22 protein-coding genes are annotated in these 19,438 nt (G+C 52.4%); 14 read left to right on the forward strand and 8 right to left on the reverse strand.

What is annotated here, in order from left to right:
* Positions 1-873: a ribosome biogenesis GTPase YlqF gene (gene ylqF, locus HPY71_01400; protein NPV52160.1), complete on the forward strand. Its 873-nt coding sequence runs from the start codon at positions 1-3 to the stop codon at positions 871-873.
* Positions 863-1,555: a ribonuclease HII gene (locus HPY71_01405; protein ID NPV52161.1), complete on the forward strand. Its 693-nt coding sequence runs from the start codon at positions 863-865 to the stop codon at positions 1,553-1,555. The genes ylqF and HPY71_01405 overlap by 11 nt, the downstream gene beginning before the upstream one ends.
* Here the strand turns inward: HPY71_01405 and HPY71_01410 are convergent.
* The 8 genes from HPY71_01410 to HPY71_01445 form a co-directional block, all read right to left on the reverse strand.
* On the reverse strand, positions 1,515-1,940 hold the full coding sequence (locus HPY71_01410; GenBank protein ID NPV52162.1) for an ATP-binding protein: 426 nt from the start codon (positions 1,938-1,940) through the stop codon (positions 1,515-1,517). The two genes, HPY71_01405 and HPY71_01410, sit on opposite strands and share 41 nt — an antisense overlap.
* Entirely contained in the window at positions 1,937-3,604 is a 1,668-nt protein-coding gene (locus tag HPY71_01415) for a recombinase family protein (protein ID NPV52163.1), read from the reverse strand. The genes HPY71_01410 and HPY71_01415 overlap by 4 nt, the downstream gene beginning before the upstream one ends.
* A 25-nt stretch (positions 3,605-3,629) precedes the next feature.
* A complete protein-coding gene (locus HPY71_01420; protein ID NPV52164.1) occupies positions 3,630-4,478 on the reverse strand; it encodes a hypothetical protein in 849 nt (282 codons plus the stop codon).
* A 49-nt stretch (positions 4,479-4,527) separates the two neighbouring features.
* Positions 4,528-4,716 carry a M48 family metallopeptidase gene (locus tag HPY71_01425; GenBank protein NPV52165.1) on the reverse strand — a complete coding sequence of 63 codons (189 nt, stop codon included), beginning with the start codon at positions 4,714-4,716 and terminating at the stop codon, positions 4,528-4,530.
* Positions 4,713-7,835 carry a DEAD/DEAH box helicase family protein gene (locus tag HPY71_01430; protein ID NPV52166.1) on the reverse strand — a complete coding sequence of 1,041 codons (3,123 nt, stop codon included), beginning with the start codon at positions 7,833-7,835 and terminating at the stop codon, positions 4,713-4,715. Before HPY71_01430 ends, HPY71_01425 begins: the two co-directional genes overlap by 4 nt.
* Positions 7,836-7,837: 2 nt before the next feature.
* Positions 7,838-10,909, reverse strand: a complete 3,072-nt coding sequence (locus HPY71_01435) for a site-specific DNA-methyltransferase (GenBank protein NPV52167.1) — start codon at positions 10,907-10,909, stop codon at positions 7,838-7,840.
* Between the two features lie 118 nt (positions 10,910-11,027).
* On the reverse strand, positions 11,028-11,483 hold the full coding sequence (locus HPY71_01440; GenBank protein NPV52168.1) for a hypothetical protein: 456 nt from the start codon (positions 11,481-11,483) through the stop codon (positions 11,028-11,030).
* Between the two features lie 5 nt (positions 11,484-11,488).
* Positions 11,489-12,295 (reverse strand): helix-turn-helix domain-containing protein, encoded by an 807-nt coding sequence (locus HPY71_01445; GenBank protein ID NPV52169.1) that lies wholly within the window; start codon positions 12,293-12,295, stop codon positions 11,489-11,491.
* Positions 12,296-12,472: 177 nt separating this feature from the next.
* On the opposite strand from HPY71_01445, the gene HPY71_01450 reads away from it, so the two are divergent.
* The 12 genes from HPY71_01450 (at position 12,473) to ssb (ending at position 19,426) form a co-directional block, all read left to right on the forward strand.
* The gene (locus HPY71_01450; GenBank protein ID NPV52170.1) at positions 12,473-12,727 is read left to right on the forward strand and encodes a helix-turn-helix transcriptional regulator; all 255 of its coding nucleotides are present in this window, start codon (positions 12,473-12,475) and stop codon (positions 12,725-12,727) included.
* An 89-nt stretch (positions 12,728-12,816) separates the two neighbouring features.
* Positions 12,817-13,128, forward strand: coding sequence for a helix-turn-helix transcriptional regulator (locus HPY71_01455; protein NPV52171.1), 312 nt, complete (start codon positions 12,817-12,819; stop codon positions 13,126-13,128).
* Between the two features lie 499 nt (positions 13,129-13,627).
* On the forward strand, positions 13,628-13,825 hold the full coding sequence (locus HPY71_01460) for a hypothetical protein (protein NPV52172.1): 198 nt from the start codon (positions 13,628-13,630) through the stop codon (positions 13,823-13,825).
* Between the two features lie 89 nt (positions 13,826-13,914).
* Positions 13,915-14,256: a hypothetical protein gene (locus HPY71_01465; GenBank protein ID NPV52173.1), complete on the forward strand. Its 342-nt coding sequence runs from the start codon at positions 13,915-13,917 to the stop codon at positions 14,254-14,256.
* Positions 14,257-14,286: 30 nt separating this feature from the next.
* Complete coding sequence (locus HPY71_01470) at positions 14,287-15,192, forward strand: hypothetical protein (GenBank protein ID NPV52174.1); 906 nt, start codon at positions 14,287-14,289, stop codon at positions 15,190-15,192.
* Between the two features lie 12 nt (positions 15,193-15,204).
* Complete coding sequence (gene recT / locus HPY71_01475) at positions 15,205-16,089, forward strand: recombination protein RecT (GenBank protein ID NPV52175.1); 885 nt, start codon at positions 15,205-15,207, stop codon at positions 16,087-16,089.
* A gap of 48 nt (positions 16,090-16,137) precedes the next feature.
* On the forward strand, positions 16,138-16,389 hold the full coding sequence (locus HPY71_01480; protein NPV52176.1) for a hypothetical protein: 252 nt from the start codon (positions 16,138-16,140) through the stop codon (positions 16,387-16,389).
* Positions 16,389-17,402, forward strand: coding sequence for a hypothetical protein (locus tag HPY71_01485; GenBank protein ID NPV52177.1), 1,014 nt, complete (start codon positions 16,389-16,391; stop codon positions 17,400-17,402). Before HPY71_01480 ends, HPY71_01485 begins: the two co-directional genes overlap by 1 nt.
* Positions 17,359-18,135: an ATP-binding protein gene (locus HPY71_01490; protein NPV52178.1), complete on the forward strand. Its 777-nt coding sequence runs from the start codon at positions 17,359-17,361 to the stop codon at positions 18,133-18,135. The genes HPY71_01485 and HPY71_01490 overlap by 44 nt, the downstream gene beginning before the upstream one ends.
* Before the next feature lie 2 nt (positions 18,136-18,137).
* A complete protein-coding gene (locus HPY71_01495) occupies positions 18,138-18,650 on the forward strand; it encodes a hypothetical protein (GenBank protein ID NPV52179.1) in 513 nt (170 codons plus the stop codon).
* A gap of 2 nt (positions 18,651-18,652) precedes the next feature.
* Complete coding sequence (locus HPY71_01500) at positions 18,653-18,841, forward strand: hypothetical protein (protein NPV52180.1); 189 nt, start codon at positions 18,653-18,655, stop codon at positions 18,839-18,841.
* Between the two features lie 219 nt (positions 18,842-19,060).
* Positions 19,061-19,426 carry a single-stranded DNA-binding protein gene (gene ssb, locus HPY71_01505; GenBank protein NPV52181.1) on the forward strand — a complete coding sequence of 122 codons (366 nt, stop codon included), beginning with the start codon at positions 19,061-19,063 and terminating at the stop codon, positions 19,424-19,426.
* Positions 19,427-19,438: the final 12 nt, after the last annotated feature.

Raw genomic sequence — 19,438 nt, forward strand, 5'->3', positions numbered from 1 at the left:
ATGTCTGGCGTTGAAGCCATCCGAAGGGTCCTTCGGGAAATGGATATGGTCATAGAGGTTCTTGATGCCAGAGCCCCGATGAGCACCAGCAGCCCCAGGATTGCAGAGGTCGCCGGGGGCAGGGAGATCATATTGGTTTTGAACAAGATCGATCTAGCAGATCCTGTAAAGACCAGGATGTGGAAGGGCTTTTTCGAGGGGCAGGGAGCGGTGTGCGTCCCCCTCAATGCCCGGACTGGCCTGGGGGTGTCAGATCTCATCAGGCACGCCGAGGCTCTGGCGTCGAGCATTGCCCATAAGCTGGAGGCCCGCCATCGAAGGCGAAGGGCCATCCGGGCGGTTGTGATTGGTTTCCCCAATGTGGGCAAGTCGTCTCTGGTCAACCGGGTAGCAGGACGTAAAAGGGCCCGCACAGGGAACAGGCCGGGGATCACCCGGGGACGCCAGTGGATTGTGGCTGGAAAAGGCCTTGAGCTCCTGGATACCCCGGGTATAATGAAGATAATAGATGAAGACGACGCTGGTATAAGGGATTACGCCTGGCCCTGGCTCTGCGCGATAGGGTGCGTGCCCGATGAGGGGTTCGATCCCGAACCTGTCGCTTCGAGGCTTCTGTCCCTGCTCAGCGCGTCCGCTCCCGGCACCCTGGAATCTCGCTATGGGATCCAGATCGATAGTAGAGATGGCACAAGCTGTGAAGGAATCGATGAACCTGATATCCTTCATTCCATTGCAAGGGCGCGGGGTTGTCTGGGCCCGGGCGGCGTCCCCGATATTTCCAGGGCAGCTCGCCTCGCCATCCGTGACTTCCGCGAGGGCAAGCTTGGGAGGGTTACCCTTGAATCCCCTTCGTCTCAAGGCCATGACGCCTGATGAAGCCCGGGAGCATCTGGACCGCGATGAGCTGGAGAGGCTTCAACATATGGACGAGCTCGAGGAGGAGCTCTTCCAGGGCGGCTACGTTAACGTTGCAGGCGTGGACGAAGCCGGCCGGGGGCCGCTTGCCGGGCCGGTCGTGGCTGCTGCGGTGATCCTTCCCCGCGGGGTTGAGATCCCATATCTCAATGATTCCAAAAAGCTCTCCCCGGGAAGGCGCGAAGCGCTCTACGAGATAATAAAGGGGTGTGCTGTCGCTGTCAGTGTGGGCGTGGTATCCCACGATATCATAGATAGGATCAATATCCTCCAGGCCACGTTTCTCGCTATGCAGGAGGCTATAAGCAAGCTGAGCGTGCGGCCTGATTATATCCTGGTGGACGGGCGCGATATACCACAGTCCATCCTGCCGCAGAAGGGCGTCGTCGGCGGGGACGGCAGGTGCTCCTGCATTGCGGCAGCTTCCATCATTGCAAAGGTAACCAGGGACAGGATAATGATCGACCTGGATAAACACTACCCTCAATATGGCTTTGCGAAACACAAGGGATATGGCACCAGAGAGCATATAGATGCGTTGCGGACCCATGGACCATGCCCTTTCCACCGGATGTCCTTTTCCCTTGTTCGAAAGCATTCTAGTCCCACCATTTTCGATCTAACACGCGATATTGTATAGCCTCTGCCACATGTTCAGCTCTTATCACAACGGATGCCGCGAGGTCGGCTATCGTCCGGGCTACCCTCAGTATTCTGAAATAGGCCCTCCCGCTGAGCCCAAGCCTGGTGATGGCGTTCTCGAAGAGGAGCTGCCCATCCCCTGTAATTGTGCAGAATTCCTTTATATCCTGGGTCCTCATTTCAGCGTTACACATGAAGGACCTGGCCCTGTCTCCGGTTCCTCTGAATCTCCCGGCCTGGATGGACCGGGCCCGTCCCACTCGCTCGCGTATGGAGGATGATGGCTCGCACCCGCTGGCCCTGACAAGCTCCTCATGGGGAAGGCGCGGCACCTCGATGTGCATGTCTATCCTATCCAGGAGGGGGCCGGATATCCTGCTCATATAGCGCCTGACCGCCTGGGGGCTGCAACTACAGGGTCTTGATGAGTCCCCGAAGAACCCGCACGGGCATCCGTGCAGACAACACCATTGGAAAAGGTGTAGTGTATTGTGACTGAGACCTTAGGCCGTCTATTATTGCCTTGGGAGACAGAATTCACCGTTATATGGTGGACTAAGGTCCTGACGATTTCCCGTCTCACTTTGAAGGATGGGTTTCCCTTGAGCTTTTCCCTCAAATCGTCCAGCAGATCTTCTGCTGTCTTAAACTGGGAGAACAGATCATGTTCCTCAGATATTTGCCTATCAAGGTCTTTAAGGCGATGTTCGAGGGACTTCTTCTCCTGCTGGATGTTCTGTAGTTGCTGTTCCACGTCAAGAGCGGTAATGAGCCTCTTCCGGTACAATTCGAGGATGCGCTGCTTTTCGTTTTCCTTGTCTCGGATTTTTCCGCTTATGGCCTCCTGTTCTGCCCGCAGCGATTCTTCCTGTGACTCTCTGACCTTCATGCTGGCGGCAAGTTCCTGCAGGGCCTCACCAGGGTGTTGGATGAAGGTGACACAGTCATTCCAGACCAGGTCTTCGATCCACTTTTGAGGCACGTTTTTGGAGGGACATCTTCCAATGAATGGGCCCCGATAGGCCACCTTCCCTCCGCACACATAGTAACCTTTGAGTTCACCCTTGGGTCCGAGATAAGCTGTCCCGCAGTAAGTCAGGCCGCATACACCGCACTTGATCAAGCCTCGGAGGAGGTATTCGCGCCTTGAATTCCTCGGAGCCTCGAGCTGATTATTATGCAGGACATGCTGAGCCTTCTCCCAGAGCTCTTCACTTACAATGGCGGGCACTTCTCGAGGGATGATGTCTCTCTTCTTTCGTGTCCGTTTGCCGTAGTAATGGATGCCCTTATAAGTGGTGTTGGTCATAATGCCTCGTATTCGGGATGGTCTCCACACACCGGCGGTATTCTCTTTTCTCTTGCCGCGCCTTACTTGTCGCCTGTCTTTGATGTAAGCGGGAGGGACGCCAAGGGCGTTTAGATAGTCGGCTACCTTTATGGTTGAGTAGCCCTGGTCGGCAGTAAGGCGATAGATGAGGCGTATGACATCAGCCTCACTCATATCCAGCCCTGGAAGAGGGTCTTCGCATATCTCGAGATAGCCTTCATCGTTGACCCGGTATCCGTATGGAACGATCCCTCCCAGCCATTTTCCGGCCCTGGCGGCGCGGTTGGCTCCGTACCACATACGTTCGAGGATAGTTTCTCGTTCCAGGTCGGCGACGCCAGCAAGGATGGTGAGGAGGAATCGCCCGTTGGGATCACCCGTATCAAATGGCTCGGTCATGGAGCGGATTTTGACGCCGTGTTGCTCCAATTCGTAGACGGCGTTTAGGATGATACGGGCCGAACGGCCCAGGCGGTCTAGCCGGTAGATGAGTAGCAGGTCAAACTTCCCGGCCTTCGCGTCCTCCAGGAGCCGGGCACCTTCAGGCCGCTGCTCAAGCGGAATGGTGCCAGTGACTCCATCATCCTTATACCAAGCCACTATGTTTAACTGGTGAAGGTCACAGTATTTGGTCGCGAATTCTACTTGGTTCTCAATCGTCCCGCGCTCCTGTTGGTCTTCTGAGGAAACGCGGGCGTAGACAGCAACGTGTTCCACAATAATCCCTCACCTGTGATGAACCTTAGTCTATATCTATAGTCTGGGGACATGATCCTAGTATTCTTGCTAGGACTTCCATTTCAGTCAGGGTGAGTGGCCACCTACTAGCAGGGTTCACGTACCATTTTGAACCAATGAACCTACCTTTGGTAGAAATAGATACTGCGCTTACGTTTGAAAAGGATTCTAGATTTTCCTCCATGCACCAACGGGCCGTGGTCTGAGTTGCCCCTCGTTCAGGAAGCGCTATGGCAAGCAATGAGGGGCCCTCGACCAAACCAAGTTGAAAGCCATTTTTTGTCTTGCCCAATAATTTTCTTGTTACCTGCCATATCATATCATCTACGGACATGGAACCGCTGCGGACATCAGGATCGACCAGATTACGGTTTATACGTGTAGCCTCAACATATATATCACGTTGGTTTAGTCGAATTAGTGCATCCACATTGCTGCCTGATTTAGCCTTTATTTTACAGGCAATGTCACTCAGTACGCTGGCACGTGCGAAGGTGCATATAACCTCCAATTCAAAAGCAGAGTTCTGAGCCTCATTCCATGTTTTTCCGTATACTAAAGACTTTAATTTATCTCTCAGGACCTCTGGTTTATGTGTTACTTTCACGACGCGTGCCAAGCCACTGTTGACTAAGTCCCACATATCATCTTCGCAAAGCCATAGGTATGGAAAGCATATGATGTCAAACCGCGTTTGTTTGCAGCTCCAGACTCTTTCAGCAGCCGCACGGGCTTGGAGGTACCACTCATGATTCAGAAATCCCTTGATCATATCACAGCCTTCGGTACAAATACGCTGAAAGAAAGAATCGAACTTTAAGAGGTTGCCGGCCAGGTACGAATCATTCTTCATCTGGTATCACCTCTCCCGCCTGCGTATCGGCCTATTCGTTGGCGAAGCTCTAGTTCACCTTTCTTTGGGCCAAATATGCGCATACCAATGATCGGAAGAGCGGTCCGTGGTTAGGCACCTTGAGGTGGAGTAGCTCATGGACGATGACCTCTGCCCGGAAGTCGGCAGGCTCGTGAAGGAGATCGGTACTAAAACTGAGGCGCCCTGACGAGGAGCAGCTAGCCCACTTGTGTTTCATGTGATACATAGAGTTGACATTATTTTTCTCACATAGTCACCTTCTTGAAAAACCAGCGGGTACTCTTTCTCTAAATCGTCTTTTGACTTACCTATGGCATCCCTGATCTGGTTAAGTGGTGTAGTGGTAAGAATAAATCCGCTCAGGCGAATCTGTTTGGCTTGAAATTCTGGACGCTGGGTCAAGACACCCAAGGACTTCAGAGCGGCAAATTTATCGGCGCTGCCGCTCAGACCGTCATGGTGTAATCCATGTGGGTCGACAAAGCAGACATGAGTTCTTCCATTCCGTTTGTCGTGTAGCCACAGAATAAAGTCCGGATAGAATCCGCTGCGATGAAATAGCCCAATCCCACTATTTGCCAGGTTACGCAGTAGATAGAGCTCGCACTCTTGTAGTTCGGGGTCGTTATGGTGCAGCGTCCAGTACTCGCGCAGGTCGTGCACAAAGTGGGCTTCGTCTTTGTTGAGTGCGGGCGGCGTTATCGAGACGGCCTGCTTCCAGGCACGCCCGCCTTCGGTCAAGATGGGATTGAACAGGCTACGATCTATGTATAGGCGTGGGAGCGGCTCGCCATCATCATGAGCAGGCAAGCCGTTTTTGAGCAGGTCCTCAATTTGCTCCAGGAACTCCCCCGGACGCACGCGGATGCGGTATTCGCTCAAGATTCGCTTGTCATAGGCGGGTAAGTATGCCACTTCCACGTTTTGGCTCTCTGCTTCGCGCTCTTTCATGCGGATGAAGCGGTCCATGTAGGTCTTGAGGACCTGGGACGCCGCCGTCTGCAAGTGTTCCGGATTACGGGCTTCCGTGGCGGGCAGCCTGATGCTACAGCGTCGACGTAAAATGCCAGGAATGACCTGCGGGTTAATACTCAAGTTGATATAGCCGCGCGCCGCTTTGTGTTCTATCAAATCCAGATAAAGATGCTCCAGGTTCAATGCCTGCAGGTAAGGTGCATCTCCAAAATCAATGGTCATACTGTCTGCTATTTGACCAGCAATCGTTTGGCCTGCTCTGTGAGAGGTCAGCATTACCAGTTTTGGGGTCAGCTCAAGTTTTATATCTGGGCCGCTGTCGTCTAGCATCCAGGTAAGCTTGGAGGAATCAAAATCAGGCCTCTTCTGGGGTACAGGCAATCTTTGTTCCGGCCAGGGCTTCAGGCGTGTCACTGTTAGAATAAATTCCTTGCCGATACCTTCGTTCGTTAGAATTTGTCGGAAAGTCTGGATGTAGTCGGCGTTCCACCCGAAGATGGCTAGGGTCTCCAGGAAACGAATGCCTTCCGGATGGGAATCCTCTCCCAGCGCCGCGCTGCGCTTCAAGCTCATACCCTTCCCTTTGAGCCGTACGCCGCGCCCAAAAAGCTGGATTACCTGTGAACCTTCCCCCCTACCAATGTTGAGCAACCCCATAGAAGAAACGCGCCAGGATGACCAGCCTTCGATGAATTTCTTGGCCCCGATGAGCAGATGGATGGGTGATTCGGGGTCATTGACTCGCGCGAAGAGAGATGGAGTGAGATTGTCTTCCTGCACAGTAAGATTTAGGTGGTCACGGAGGTAGTTTTTGAAAGAAGACACATCCCCGATATTGATGATACCGAAATAGGGTTTATCGCTTTCGGTTGTGGATAGGCGTAATCCCAGTTCCTCGCTGGCTTGTTTGAGTTCCCAAACTTCCAGTCCGCCGCTACCATGAAATACCTCGGCGCGGATGTGCTCGTATACCTCGCGAGGGTCCTGACCGCATAGGTATTTGATATGCGGCGTAAAGAGGTCAAGGCCACTTTCTGCGTCCTGAAAGCCGCTGTTGTCATTCAGGATATTCTTCATCACGCTGATAGCCCACTCCGGTTCTTCCAGAAACCGTCGTAAAAAGGCCACTACTTCGGCTACATCACTGCGCCGCTCTCTGTTGCGGATGTACATGGCGTTGACGCTGCTCCCCAGGAGCACCCAGAGGGGCTTTTCCATGTTGTAGGGCCGGTACTCATCGACATGCTGCCGGAAGAGCCAGAGCTGGTGGTAGTAGGCCAGGAGACCACCGACCAGAAGTTCGTGAGCCTGTTCGGGGCTGGCCTCGGTCAGGTTCAGTACGTGGAAGTCCTTACCGTAGCCGTCGCTGTAGAAGTGGGCGTAAGAGTAGTCGAACAGTATTGCCTGTCCATATTCCCGGAGTAGGTCTTTCTGGACGCTGGAGGATGCCGCACCGATGGCCTGAGCGAAGGTGGCGCTGTATTCCAGTAGGAATCCGAATTCGCTCAGGCGTTTCTGGCGGTTTTTCCAGGTCTGCTCGTCACTACTGGTGCCCTTGTGCCCCTCGTCTACGATTACTAGGTTGTAAGGACCAATTTCGTCTAGCACCACGCTTACACCGTCCCGGGGGTGTTCTTCAGCCAGTTTGTGAATTTCAATGACCTTGACTCTGGGGCCAAAAAGGCTACTGTTGCCGTGTAGATCTTTGATGAATAAGGTTGCATCAAAGCCACTTTGCCGCAGATCGTTCAGATGCTGGGCAGAATGCCACTCTCCTGTTGTTATGAGTAGAATGTTATTAAACTCTACACGGCCATCCGGGCGGGTTACTAGTGTCTCGGGATGGCGGCCATGCTTTAGATAGTACAATACTTGCCATATGTTTACATGCATGATGAGCGTTTTGCCGCTACCGGTGGCCATGAAGAAAGCTAGGCGGCGTAGACCGTTTGGAGTGAAGTCTGGGAAATCCTTTAATTCGGTCTCCCTCTGGCGTAAGTCGGCGACAAATTGGCTCAGCTCGTCCAGGCAGCTACTAGGATCCTTGGTCAACTTGTCTAAAAAGATCTCGGTATAGAGCAAGGCCAGGTACTGAAAGTAGGGGAAGCCCTGAAAATCGTGCCGGGCCTTGCGCAGGCGGGCCTCGTAGCCCATTACCCGACAGTCATAGGCTTCCAGTTCCTCGCGTTTGAGTTTTAGCCCCGGCTGGGTGACCAAACGGCTAAAGAAATAGCTCTGGCCGCTGCCGTCCGGACCTTCCGGAAGTGGGCGAAGCAGATTCTTGAGTGTTTCGAAGTCTTCCGCACCCAGTAAGTGGTGTATATAACGGTTGAGGACAAGATGAGATTCCAAGCGGGGCATGGTCAGCCTTCCTCCCCTTGCATCATTAGGCTCTTGAAAAGTGGATCCAAGGACCGTACACCTGGCACAGGTGTGTCACCGTTGATTAAAATTTCATCCCATATTTCGCCGTCTGCCGCCATTTTGGCTATCTTGCCTTCAAGGAAAGCGCGTTCGGCCTCTATGTTTAGGCTGTCCATATCGCGCCAGATAACCAAGATGTGGCGCTTGCCCTCCCGGTCCCTAGCTTTGACTACGCGATAAGCGCGGCCATTGTGCTCCCAGGTCTCGTATCGGCGCACCCGTAGGCCATAGAGGTAGTTGAATGTCTCTACCACGTCGACCGGCTTGCGCACAGGGCCCTCGTCTGTGAGCACTTCCAGGCTGTAGTGGAAGGGGTGGCAAAGGTCTAGTGTGCGCAGGCAGGTTTCAGCCTCTTGCAGGGGAATCTCTATCCAGTAGCGCAGGCGGTAAGCGTCCTCGCCGGCCAAAGGCTTGACCGCCTTTTCACGCTTTTCGGATCGTTCCAGAATGGACGGTGCGGCTAGGTTGTGTAGTGCGTCTTCGTAGGACTCCAGACGCAGGATTTTGATCAGCCGTGGAGTACGCTTGGCTTCTTCGTGTGTGGCCTCCCGCTTAGGCTTACCTTCTTTCCACTCCGGCGTGTACATCACTTTTACGATGCGCGGTAAGAGCACAGTGTCGAAGTAGTCGGCCATCTCCACCAGGATGAACCTGCGCCGTCCACCGTCTTCACGATTGAGGTTAATGATCGCGTGGCCGGTGGTGCCGGAGCCAGCAAAAAAGTCGAGAACATTAACATTATCGACGTATTTACCAGATATAAGAATACAACCCCGGATAAGCTCTACCGGCTTTGGATTATCGAAGATAGCCTTTGTGTCAAACAAATCGTGCATCATTTGAGTAGCACTGGCATTATTCCCAAACTGGGTATGGTCCCACCAGTTGGTTGCACACTGCCCTTCTTCTTCGCGCTCGAATTTAAAGTACTTCTTCCTTGGCAATCCATTACCCTTTTTAGGGAAGATGATTCTTCCCTCTTCTAACAGCTTTTTAAATGTTTCTTCGTCTCCCATCCACTCTTCCTCGTAAACTCTTCCAGTTGGTGTTACGATCTTATAACGAGTGCCTGATTGCCCGGAACCGACCTTCCACGGTTTAGAGGCCCAAGGGCCTCTCGGATCATTGTCTGGGTTCGAAAATTTCCCAGTTACATCCAACTTACCCACTCCGGCACGCTTGAGTGAAATGGAATCTATAGAAAAGGCAAGAAGGTACTCAGAAACTAAACCGATCATTTTAGTTCTATCATTTGGTTGATTGTGACGACGCCTCCAAGTTATAATACCCTCGAAATTGCCTTCACCAAAAACATTGGTTAACAAAATCTTAAGCTTATCAATTTCGTTGAAGTCAATACTCGAAAATAACACACCATCTTTACGTAATAAGTCCTTGGCAACCTCCAGCCGCTCCTCCATCATTGCTAGCCAGCTGGAGTGCTGGTAGCGGTCTTTGTAGATGAACTCGTCGTTGCCGGTGTTGTACGGCGGGTCAATATAGATGCACTTGATCTGCTCCTGATAGCGTTGCAGTAAAAGACGCAGAGCTTGATAGTTTTCCCCGTGCACCAAAAGGCCATCGGTAGCCTCGTCCAAATCGTTAAAGGGCAACGCCTCCAGCAGGCAGCGCACGAAGCTGCGGTCAAAGTGCCTGGTGTGCACCGGCAGGGTAGGGTGGGCTTCTAGGAAGGCCTCGTTCACCTCACCCGTCGGATTGAACAAATCTTTCTCGGGCTCCAAAGCCAGCCAGCGTCGCCACTCTTCCAGCTGCCCTTCGTTTTGCAGGATCTCCGGCCAGAAGTCTCGGGGTACGTGTCGGATAGGGATGAGGTAGTTAGTCTCCAGCACAAACTTCTTCTTCTCGAAGAGGGTCTTCTGGGCGTCCTCAATGGTTGCCAGGAAGTCGATTACCTTCTCGGCCAGTTTACGGAAGGTGCGCATCACCCGGCGCTTGGCCTCCAGATCAGCCTCCAGGTCCATCAGGTGGATGATTTGGTCTTTGACATAAAACTCCAGCTCCCGGGTCAAAAAGCTACGCAGATTCTTGTGAATGAAGTAGTCACTAGTGTTGCGTCGGCAGAAGTGGCGCAGGCGCTTGAGCAAAAGGGGCAGTTCGGGCTTACCCTCTTCCTTGTCCTTTTCGCTGCGTTGGTCAGCGGCTAGAAGCGCCCGAATGTTAGCATCGGGTACGGCCTCCAGGATTTTGGGCAAGGCTTCTTGCAGGATGGCTTCCTGGGCCTTGCTGTTGGGGCCGTAGCGCTCGGCTTCCTCCGACGTGGGCAGGCGGTACTCGAAGGGAAGGATCAGTTCGCGAGCCTCGGCGTTGCAGGTTAACAAGTCAACGCGAGAGAAGAAATAGCGCGTGTTTCCCTTTGTGTTGTCCTTGGGGGTGTTCGCCTCGGCCATGGTAAAGCGCACGCGGTACTCGCCGGTAAGACCGCTCACCTTGAAAGCATAGTCTTTGAAGGTCTCGGCGGTCTTGACATAATGTTGGTCGCGGTTAGCCCAGGTAAAAAAGACCTCCTCGCCGTTGTAAGTCACTGCGTAGGTCTCCCGCACACCATATCGACGCTTCGGGATGAAGTCCCCGTCTTCGTAGTAGCGGCTGAAGAAGTTATACAGGTGGTTAAAGACCTCGGCTTTGTAGGCCTCGATTGCTGTGATGTCCGCAAGTTTATTTCGTAGTTCGGCATATTGCTTGACTAGTTTGATACCGGAATACTGTGGATTCACCTCACCAGTCGGAAGGATGGCGTCTTCGGTGATCTGCTCCCGCACTTGCTGCGTCAGGGTTGTTAGTTCGGCCTGCAGGCGTTCCTGCTCCTCGCCAGTAATGGCCTCGAAAACAGCGTCTACCTCACGGGGCAGTTGTTCGCTTATGAAGGCTTCGATCTCCGCCCGCTTCAGATGGAAGAGGCGGTAGAGGCCAAAGTCTAGATCGGCAAAGTCGAATTGGAAAAGCTCCCGAAAGAGGGATTGGAGTTTTTTTAAGGCGTGTTCATTTCTCATCAATTAATCTTCCTCACTTACACATCTTACCAGCGCCCTACCCACGTCCTTCCCTGCGACTCTGCAGGGCATCCTTATAGTTAACAGCTCAACCCTTGGCGGCCACCATCACAAGCCGTTAGTCTACTAAATCTTGGGTCCTTGTGCTAAGTAGTTCGATTTTCTCCCTTACCAGCCACTCCATCACCTCGAAGTATTCCGCCAGTTCCCACGGGGTCCTGAGCCCCAGTTTGTATACTGCCCTGGCAAGTTCGTCGTCGGGTATAAGGAAATCTGCCGCCCATTCGACCGCCTTCCGTTCGTCCTGGGAGGTTACGACCCTGGGACCGCAGCTCATGTAGGCGGTGAGCACTGCTCCACGTGGTGAAGTCGCATCATGCCCGCATTCCTCACCCAGGACCGTGTTATGCAAGGCTTGGTCACGTTTAAGGTCCTTGTCCAACAGGATTACGCCTGAATTAAGTCTCCGGTCGAAGTAGTACACACCATACGCTTGGTAGACATCCCTTGGAAAACGTACATAACGAAGAACGAGGCCATTATCGGCAACGTAGTCAAGTAATTCTTTACGCATAGTGTCTACTCCTCTATGCCACGTTCGCACCGTATAGATTTGATTTGTCCTGCTAGCCATTTCAGGAATTCTTGTGAAGGCTTGCGTCCATATTCGCCCTCCAGGTGGGCTGCTAGGCGCTCAATATCGAAGTCTTCCTGGAATGTATCAGGGTTGAGGATAGGTTCCTCAGGTTCCTTATCGGCTTCCTTCACCTCTGCTTTATCCTCTAGTTTCTTGAACGACATGGCAGTATCGATCAAAGTGGCGAGGCGCTTCTTGTCGCCGGGGCTGAGTGGTTTACCATCGACGAGGACGTAATCATTCTTTGTGAGTGCTTCCTTTAGATCAATAGGAGGGAGAGTCTTTTTTTCTCTACCCAACAGATAATCTACGGGAACAGAAAAGAAGTCCGCAAGGGCAACAAGGATTTCTCCTTTGGGTTCCCTTTTCCCATTTTCATACATGCCGATTGCTTCAGGAGTTACGCCTATGACAGCGGCGACATCCTCCTGACGCAGACCTCGAGCCATTCGCAGTTCTCTAAGTCTAGTTCCAAGATCTGAGGACGCCTCCCGAGTGTCAAGGATCTCATCCCGAGTATCAAGGATTCCATCAGGTTGACGTTTGATATCGCTTGCACCTAAGAGATAATCCAGCGATACATTGAAGAACTTGGCAAGTTTGATTAAGGTATCCCTATCTGGAAATCTCTTACCCTGCTCATAATAGGTTATGGCCACACGTGACAAATTCACCTGATGGGCCAACTCGCGCTGCAGTAAGCCCTTTTCTTCACGTAGCGACTTAAGCCTCTCAGAGAAGGTTGCCATTCTTGCACCCCATTGCCAGCCCGTCTGCTTTTAGTTTACCCATAAAGGTAGCAGTATGCAACTTAAGGAAACAAACTGGTACTTTTCTTCGAGAAAAGATAAGGTTACCTGTTGACAAGTAACATTATGTTACTTATAATGAAGGTAACAGATCGATACTTGATAGGGGCATGAATCATGAAGCAAACAAGGTTACGAGATATTAGGCTTTCCAAGGGCTTACGCCAACTGGATGTAGCCAGACGGGCTAGGATAACAAGAGTCTTTTATACACAAATCGAAAATGGTTATCGCTTGCCGTCAATGCAGAAGGCCAGCCAGTTGGCCAATGCCTTAGGTATCTCAATTGAGGAGCTTTATGATGCCCTTGAGGTAACTTACCGTCACGCAAGAGACAAGGAGACTGGTCGCGAACAACAGTCGGCTTCTTAAGTTCGCTTCTGACCCTTGCCCATCAATTACAGTCTATCACGGGTGAGGTAACAGATAAACCAAAGCAGCAAAGAAAGGAGGGACAAAAGATGTTCTACACCGGCGGGAAGGCCATAGCAGTTGACCTGCGGTTGAAGAGAGAAGCCAAAGGGCTTACAATGGCGCAGTTCTCCGAGTTTCTGGAGTGTGACCCAAAGCATGTCTCTAACCTGGAGCTTGGATATTGCGGCCTGACAATCCCGAAGGCAGCCAGGGCTGCTGCTGTGGTTGGCCCTATCACCGTGGATGTCGAGGGAGTAGGGCGCGTGGTGATTGCGCCAGCTAACCAAATGCCGGTCGATCAAGTGCGCGAATCTGTCGTGGACTACGGTATGAATCATGGCTTTGGCCTGGTGATGTAAGAGGAGAGCGGTCATGGTGCGGACCTTCGAGGCAACAGTCATACGAGAATACGAACCAGATATGGAGCGCATGGTGAAGGCTCTGCGGGTCCTCTTGGAGTGTGAACCGAAAGGAGAAGAACAAGTTGGGAATAACGAGCGATTTGAAGACGATGTTGGAGAAACGTGGGATAACGAGTCCGGTAGATCAGGAATTATATCTGGCCCTCCGGGATTTTGGCAAGGGTGTCAGGCTGATTCGGTACAAGGGCCGTGCAAGATCATTAAAACTGGTTCTTCAAGTGCTGCATGATGAACTATCTCAGACCGCATAAGGCTGCTCGAGGTGATGACTCCAAATCCGAAGGAGGCGGCATTGAGAGTATGGACGCTAAAAGCATTTTGATCCCAGCAGACATAAAGGGCAAAGCTCGCGAATATTACCGTATGGGCTACAGGGACGGCCTTAAGGGTTGGGCCGTTCTCTGTCCCACAAGAAAATATCGGGAGGAATATTTTCGTGGTTATGATGACGGGTATAAGAACTCTGGCCGTTTGGAGGTCAGGGCGTTCGAGCGATAAAAACGAAAGGGCTGAGGTAAAGCCACTACCTCAGCCCCGAAAGAAGAAAAACCCATTGGACATCTTCAGCATATCACGCCGGGCTGAAGCTGTCAAGGAGTGTCAAGGAGGTGGAAAGGCGTGGGAGAAAAAGTGAGTTCAAAGTGCATAAGGTGCCATAGAAGGCTTACAAATCCCGCGTCTGTTACCCACGGCATGGGTCCTGTCTGCTGGGCGAAGACCCAGATGGAGAGAGAGGCAGAGGAGGAGCAGGGAACCCTCCCTCTCCTCCCGTTCAATGGTGATATTATCTGCAAGCGTAATTCCTCTGGTGAGCCACAATTCAATATCCTACAGCTTATCAAATACCATTCTCCTACTGGTATGGAGTGGGGCTATGGCGGCAGCGGCCCTGCTGATTTTGCGCTGAACATTCTCGCCCTGTTCACCGACGAAAAGACGGCATATAGCCTCCACCAGGAGTTTAAATGGGACTTCATAGCCAAGCTCCCACAAGAGGGTGGAGTAATTAAACGGGCTGACATTCTTGCATGGTTGGCAGACCATGACGTAAAGGTGGTGGCGTAGGTGGCAGTCGAGTTAGTCTCTACCCGCGATATGGACCGCGTCACATGGCTCCAGGAGCGGAGGAAGGGAATTGGCGGCAGCGATGTTGCCGCCATTGCCGGGCTCAGCAAGTGGAAAAGCCCAGTGGAGGTATACCTGGAAAAGGTCGGCGAGGCTCCGGAGGAGGAGCAGAGCGAAGCCGCTTACTGGGGTACCATCCTCGAGGACATAATGGCTCGCGAATTCCAGCTCATGACAGGGTTAAAGGTGCAGAGGCGTAACGCGATACTCCAGCATTCGGAGTATCCATGGATGATAGCTAATCTGGACAGGGTGATTGTGGATAAAGAGCGTGGGCGAGGTGTTCTGGAGTGCAAGACTGCCTCTGAGTGGTTACGGAGCGAATGGGAGGGCGACAAGGTCCCGGATGCATACATGATTCAGGTCCAACACTACTTGGCGGTCACGGGCTATCAATATGCTTATATTGCCGCCCTAATCGGTGGTAACAAGTTCATCTATAAAGAGATCAAGCGTGACGAAGAGGTCATTAACTATCTGATTAAGATTGAGCGGGACTTCTGGCAGTTGGTCGAATCCCGGACTCCTCCGGAGATGGACGGGTCCGAAGCCTCGAGTAAACTTCTTGACATGCTTTATCCGGAGGCTGAGAAGGGCGCGGAGATTCGTCTACCTATGGAGGCAGAAGACCTTATAGCTGAGTATGAGCAGGCAAGGGCGGAGGAGCAGGCGGCTGCCGAGCGGAAAGAGGCCGTTGCCAACAAGCTAAAAGCCCTGCTAGGCACAAACGAGATTGGCGTAGTCGGTGACCGAAAGGTCACGTGGAAAATGGTCACAAGCAGTCGGCTCGACACCAAGACTCTCAAGACGGAATGCCCGGATATCTACGCAAAGTATGCGCGGGAAAGCCAGACAAGGCGATTCATGATCAGCTAAGGAGGAGACAAGATGTCAGTTAGCGTCAATAGCAATTTGAAGGACAAGCTGGCAGAGCGGGCGGCTGTGGCGCCGAAGGCTGCAGGCCCTGCCGACACGATAGCGGCTTATCTTAAAAGGATGGAACCGGAGATCAAAAGGGCATTGCCCAAGCACATGGACCCGGACCGGCTAACAAGGATTGCTCTTACGACTATAAGAACTAACCCAAAACTCCTTAAATGCAGTGTTCAAAGCCTTATGGCGGCGGTTATGACTGCTGCCCAGCTTGGACTTGAGCCTGGCTTGCTTGGACATTGTTACATAATCCCATACAGCGGTGAAGCCCAGTTCCAGATAGGGTATAAGGGTCTTATAGACCTAGCCCGTAGGAGCGGAAATATAGAGAGCATAGCGGCGCACGAGGTATGTGAGAATGACGAGTTTGAGTTCGAGTATGGGCTCAATGAGAAACTACGGCACAAGCCAGCACTAAAGGACCGCGGCAGGGTGATTCTTTTCTACGCTTATGCAAAGTTCCGTGATGGCGGGCACCAGATTGAAGTCATGAGTATTGACGAGATAGAGCAGATACGGAAGCGGTCTAAGGCTGGTAATACTGGTCCTTGGGTCACTGACTACGTTGAAATGGGTAAAAAGACCGTGGTTAAGCGGCTTTGCAAATACTTGCCCATATCTGTCGAGGTCATGCGCGGTATTGCGCAGGATGAAACCATAAAGCGCGAGATCAAAGAGGATATGACGGAAGTCCCGGACGTGACGGAGACCATAGACGTGACTGCTGCCGAGGTCCAGGATGAAGGCGTGGAGGGAAGCGAAAAGACTCCTCCCGAATCAGCAGAGCAACCACAGGAAGTAACGGTAGGGCAGCAATCAATCTTTAGCGAGGGAAAGTGAGAGGATAGAGGGCGGGTTGAATGCCCGCCCTTCAGGAGAATCAGAGGAGTGGGAAAGGTGAAAAGCCCTTTTTTGTACCCATCAGCGGAAAATTATGGTCAATTAACCACTTGCGTTAGCGGTTGCCATATAAACCCGGAAATAGCAGCCGCATTAGAGGCTATAGAAGTAGCTCGCAACCGTTTTGATTATGCTGACAGTCCTGAACTGATAGACGCGGCGATATATGAGCTGACGGCGGCGGAGTTAAGGTTGCGGGCGGTTATTCGTATGACACAGGCCGGGAGGGTGAGTCTTTAATGCACCTGCACAACAGGCAGATAAAGGCTGCATTCTGGACGGATACAGAGCTGATCAGGGAGCTATCCAGGGATGGGCGGATGTTTTATCTGGGCCTAATTCAGTTAGCGGATGATTCGGGCTGTCTGGAGGATGATACCCTCGCTTTTAAAATCCACCTGTTCCCGGCTGACAATGACATTACCCTGGAGACACTTCAAGGGTATAGGGATACCCTGGTTGAGCTGGGTAAACTCATTCCATACGAAGCCCAGGGTAAGAAGTGCCTTTTCCTGAAAAACTTTCATAAGCACCAGTCTCTGAAGAACCCTAACCCTCCGGAGGTTCCGCTCCCGGAATGGATCAAGTGGATACCTTATGAGAGCAACCCGAGAGCCGGGAAGTATGAAGTCAGCCCTATGCCGGAGGTTGGTTTCCGTCCCGAAGTCACTCAGCCATCAGAAGATGATTTCTTAGCTGATTCTTTGCCGGAAGAATCCATAGAAGAAGAGCGTAAGAAAAGTGTAAGAAACCTGTCAGAAGGCCCTGTCTTACAAACTTCTTCTAACTTAGAACTTAAACTTAAAGAAGAACTAGAAGAAGAACTAGAAGAAGTACGGGGGGAAGGGTGTGGGAAACCAAACCCACCCCCCTCCTCCCAACCCTCCCTCAAGCTTATGACTGATGTCACTCCTATGGAGCGGGCAATACTGCATGAGCTAAAGGCAGTTCCAGATTATCCCTTTGATTACACCAAAGACCTGGAGTATGTCCGCACTCTGCTTCCAGACTTCCCTGACCTCGATATCCTCGATGAGGCCAAAAAGTGGAGTGTATACAAGCGAGATAGGCCCTTAGCCAAGAAATCGAATCCTCGGCTTCAATTCCGCAATTGGCTCGAGAAAGCTAGAGAGTTCGCCAGAGAAAGGAGTGCCAGGCGTGGCAGAGGGAATCCGGTTGGGACAAGTCCTCCGACATCAGGCAAATACGATGACCTCGTCATCCGCGACCCAGCTGACTTACAGGTGTCCTAAATGCGGCCGTGAGAATCGACCCTTGGAGTTAAACATCCTGGGCCAGACGCGCTATATTCGCCGTGTATGCCCGTGTATGGATGAAGAGCGGCAGCGCGAAGAGGCGGCACGGCAGGAGCTTGAGCGGAAACTCAGGATTGAGAAGCTGTTCTCGGTTGCTGAACTTGGACCGCGTTTCGCGGAATGCACGTTCGAAAACTGGCGGTCCAGGCCGGGCACGGCTGCTGCTTACAGGGCGGCGTTAGAGTATGCCAAACGATTTGAGGAGCATAGGAGGGCTGGCTCCGGACTCATAATCTACGGTCAGCCAGGGACCGGGAAGAGCCACCTGGCGGCAGCGATAACGAATAGGCTACTATCTCAGGGCATACCGTGCATCTTCCAGAGTGTGCCTGCACTCCTTAAACGCATTCAGGCCACGTGGGATGGTGGCACGGTGAAGGAGCGAGACCTGATCCAGGCGCTCACTGAGGCGGACTTGCTCGTGTTAGACGATGCTGGCGCGGAGCAGTGGTCGACGTGGAGCGAGTCAACGCTGTATTACGTGGTCGATGAACGGTATCGGTGGAAGAGGCCGTTGGTCGTGACGAGCAATTGCGATCCTGAGTTCTTGGAGAGACAGGTCGGTGCCCGGACGTTTGATAGGCTCGCCGAGATGTGTTTCATTGTCGCGAACCAGGGGTCAAGTTACCGGAAAGAGCGGGCCCGGGCGCGGCTGCGGAGAGAGGCGTGAGTATGGGCAAGCTTGAATACGAATTCCCTTCCGAAATTGATACAGAGAACGCAAAAGCCTGGTATCTCCGGACCTTTTACGGCCTCTCTTGGGAGGAGATCGGTAAAGCCCTTTATCTTCCTTCAGCAAGGGAGTGCTTGAAGCGGCAAACGGAATTTTACCGGGAAGAGCGGGATGATCAAGGAGGCATGGAGTTGGACGCAAATTGGCAGGTGCCGAAGCCATTCATTGCGGGAGAGGGATATGATTTGGATTTCGAGTTTGTTTGGGATAAGCCGCCTGTCTGTGCACTCTGTGGACGCAGGATCAAACCGGGTGAGGGTATCCGCTGGCGGCAACGTGTTATTGGAGAGCGGATCAAGAAATGCAAGCAAAAGGTAAAGGTAGTCAAGGTGGTTGTCCAGGATCTTGTCCATGCCATAAGGGTCTATGACGGTAAAGGCGTGAGATGTCTAGGAGGGTCGTTTGATAGCGTTGAGAGCGCCGAGGATTGGCGGCTGCGAAAGGAGGCGTAAAGGTGGCAACCCAGAGGCAGATTGATTTTGCATATGCCTTGGCCGAGCAGTTGGGTTATGACCTATCGGGCACTGTCAGGGACATGTTCCCGGACCGGTGCAGCATTGAGGAGTGCTCCAACAAAGAGGCTGGCGAGGTGATTGACTATCTGCTTATGGAGCGGGACTCAATGTGGGAGGCCGGCTGGTGATATGCCTTTTCAGATGCCAGTAATCCTCGGGCCTTATGGTGAAGACCCTCTGGATTTCAGGTGGGATTCTACTAGAAGGAAATGGATTCATGACCCAGGCTGGTGGCGAGAGATAGGGCGACATCAATCACCTCGAGACACGGAGAAAGCTAGCGAGCAAGGAAATGCGCGGAGTGAAAGACGGAGTCGAATAACCCAAAAGTCAGGAGGCTAGGCTGGATGCTCAACAAGGTTATTTTGATCGGACGTCTTACGGATGTGGCGGATTTACGATATACCCAGAATGGCACACCGGTAGCCACATTCGACCTCGCGGTGAACCGTCCGACAGTAGGCCAAGATGGTAAACGAGAAGCTGATTTTTTCCGGGTGGTGTGCTGGAACAAACTCGCTGAGAATGTGAGCCAGTATACCGGAAAGGGTTCTCTCGTGGCAGTCGTAGGACGGCTCCAGACGCGAAAATATCAGGCCAAGGACGGCACAAATAGGACCGCTTATGAGGTTGTGGCCGATAGCGTGGAATTCCTTGACCATAGAAAGCCCGAAGATGCTGCGAATGCAGGGCAAGATGTTCCCATAATCTAGGTTATTTAGGGA

The sequence above is a fragment of the Bacillota bacterium genome (assembly GCA_013178125.1).
Taxonomy (GTDB): Bacteria; Bacillota; SHA-98; order Ch115; family JABLXJ01; genus JABLXL01.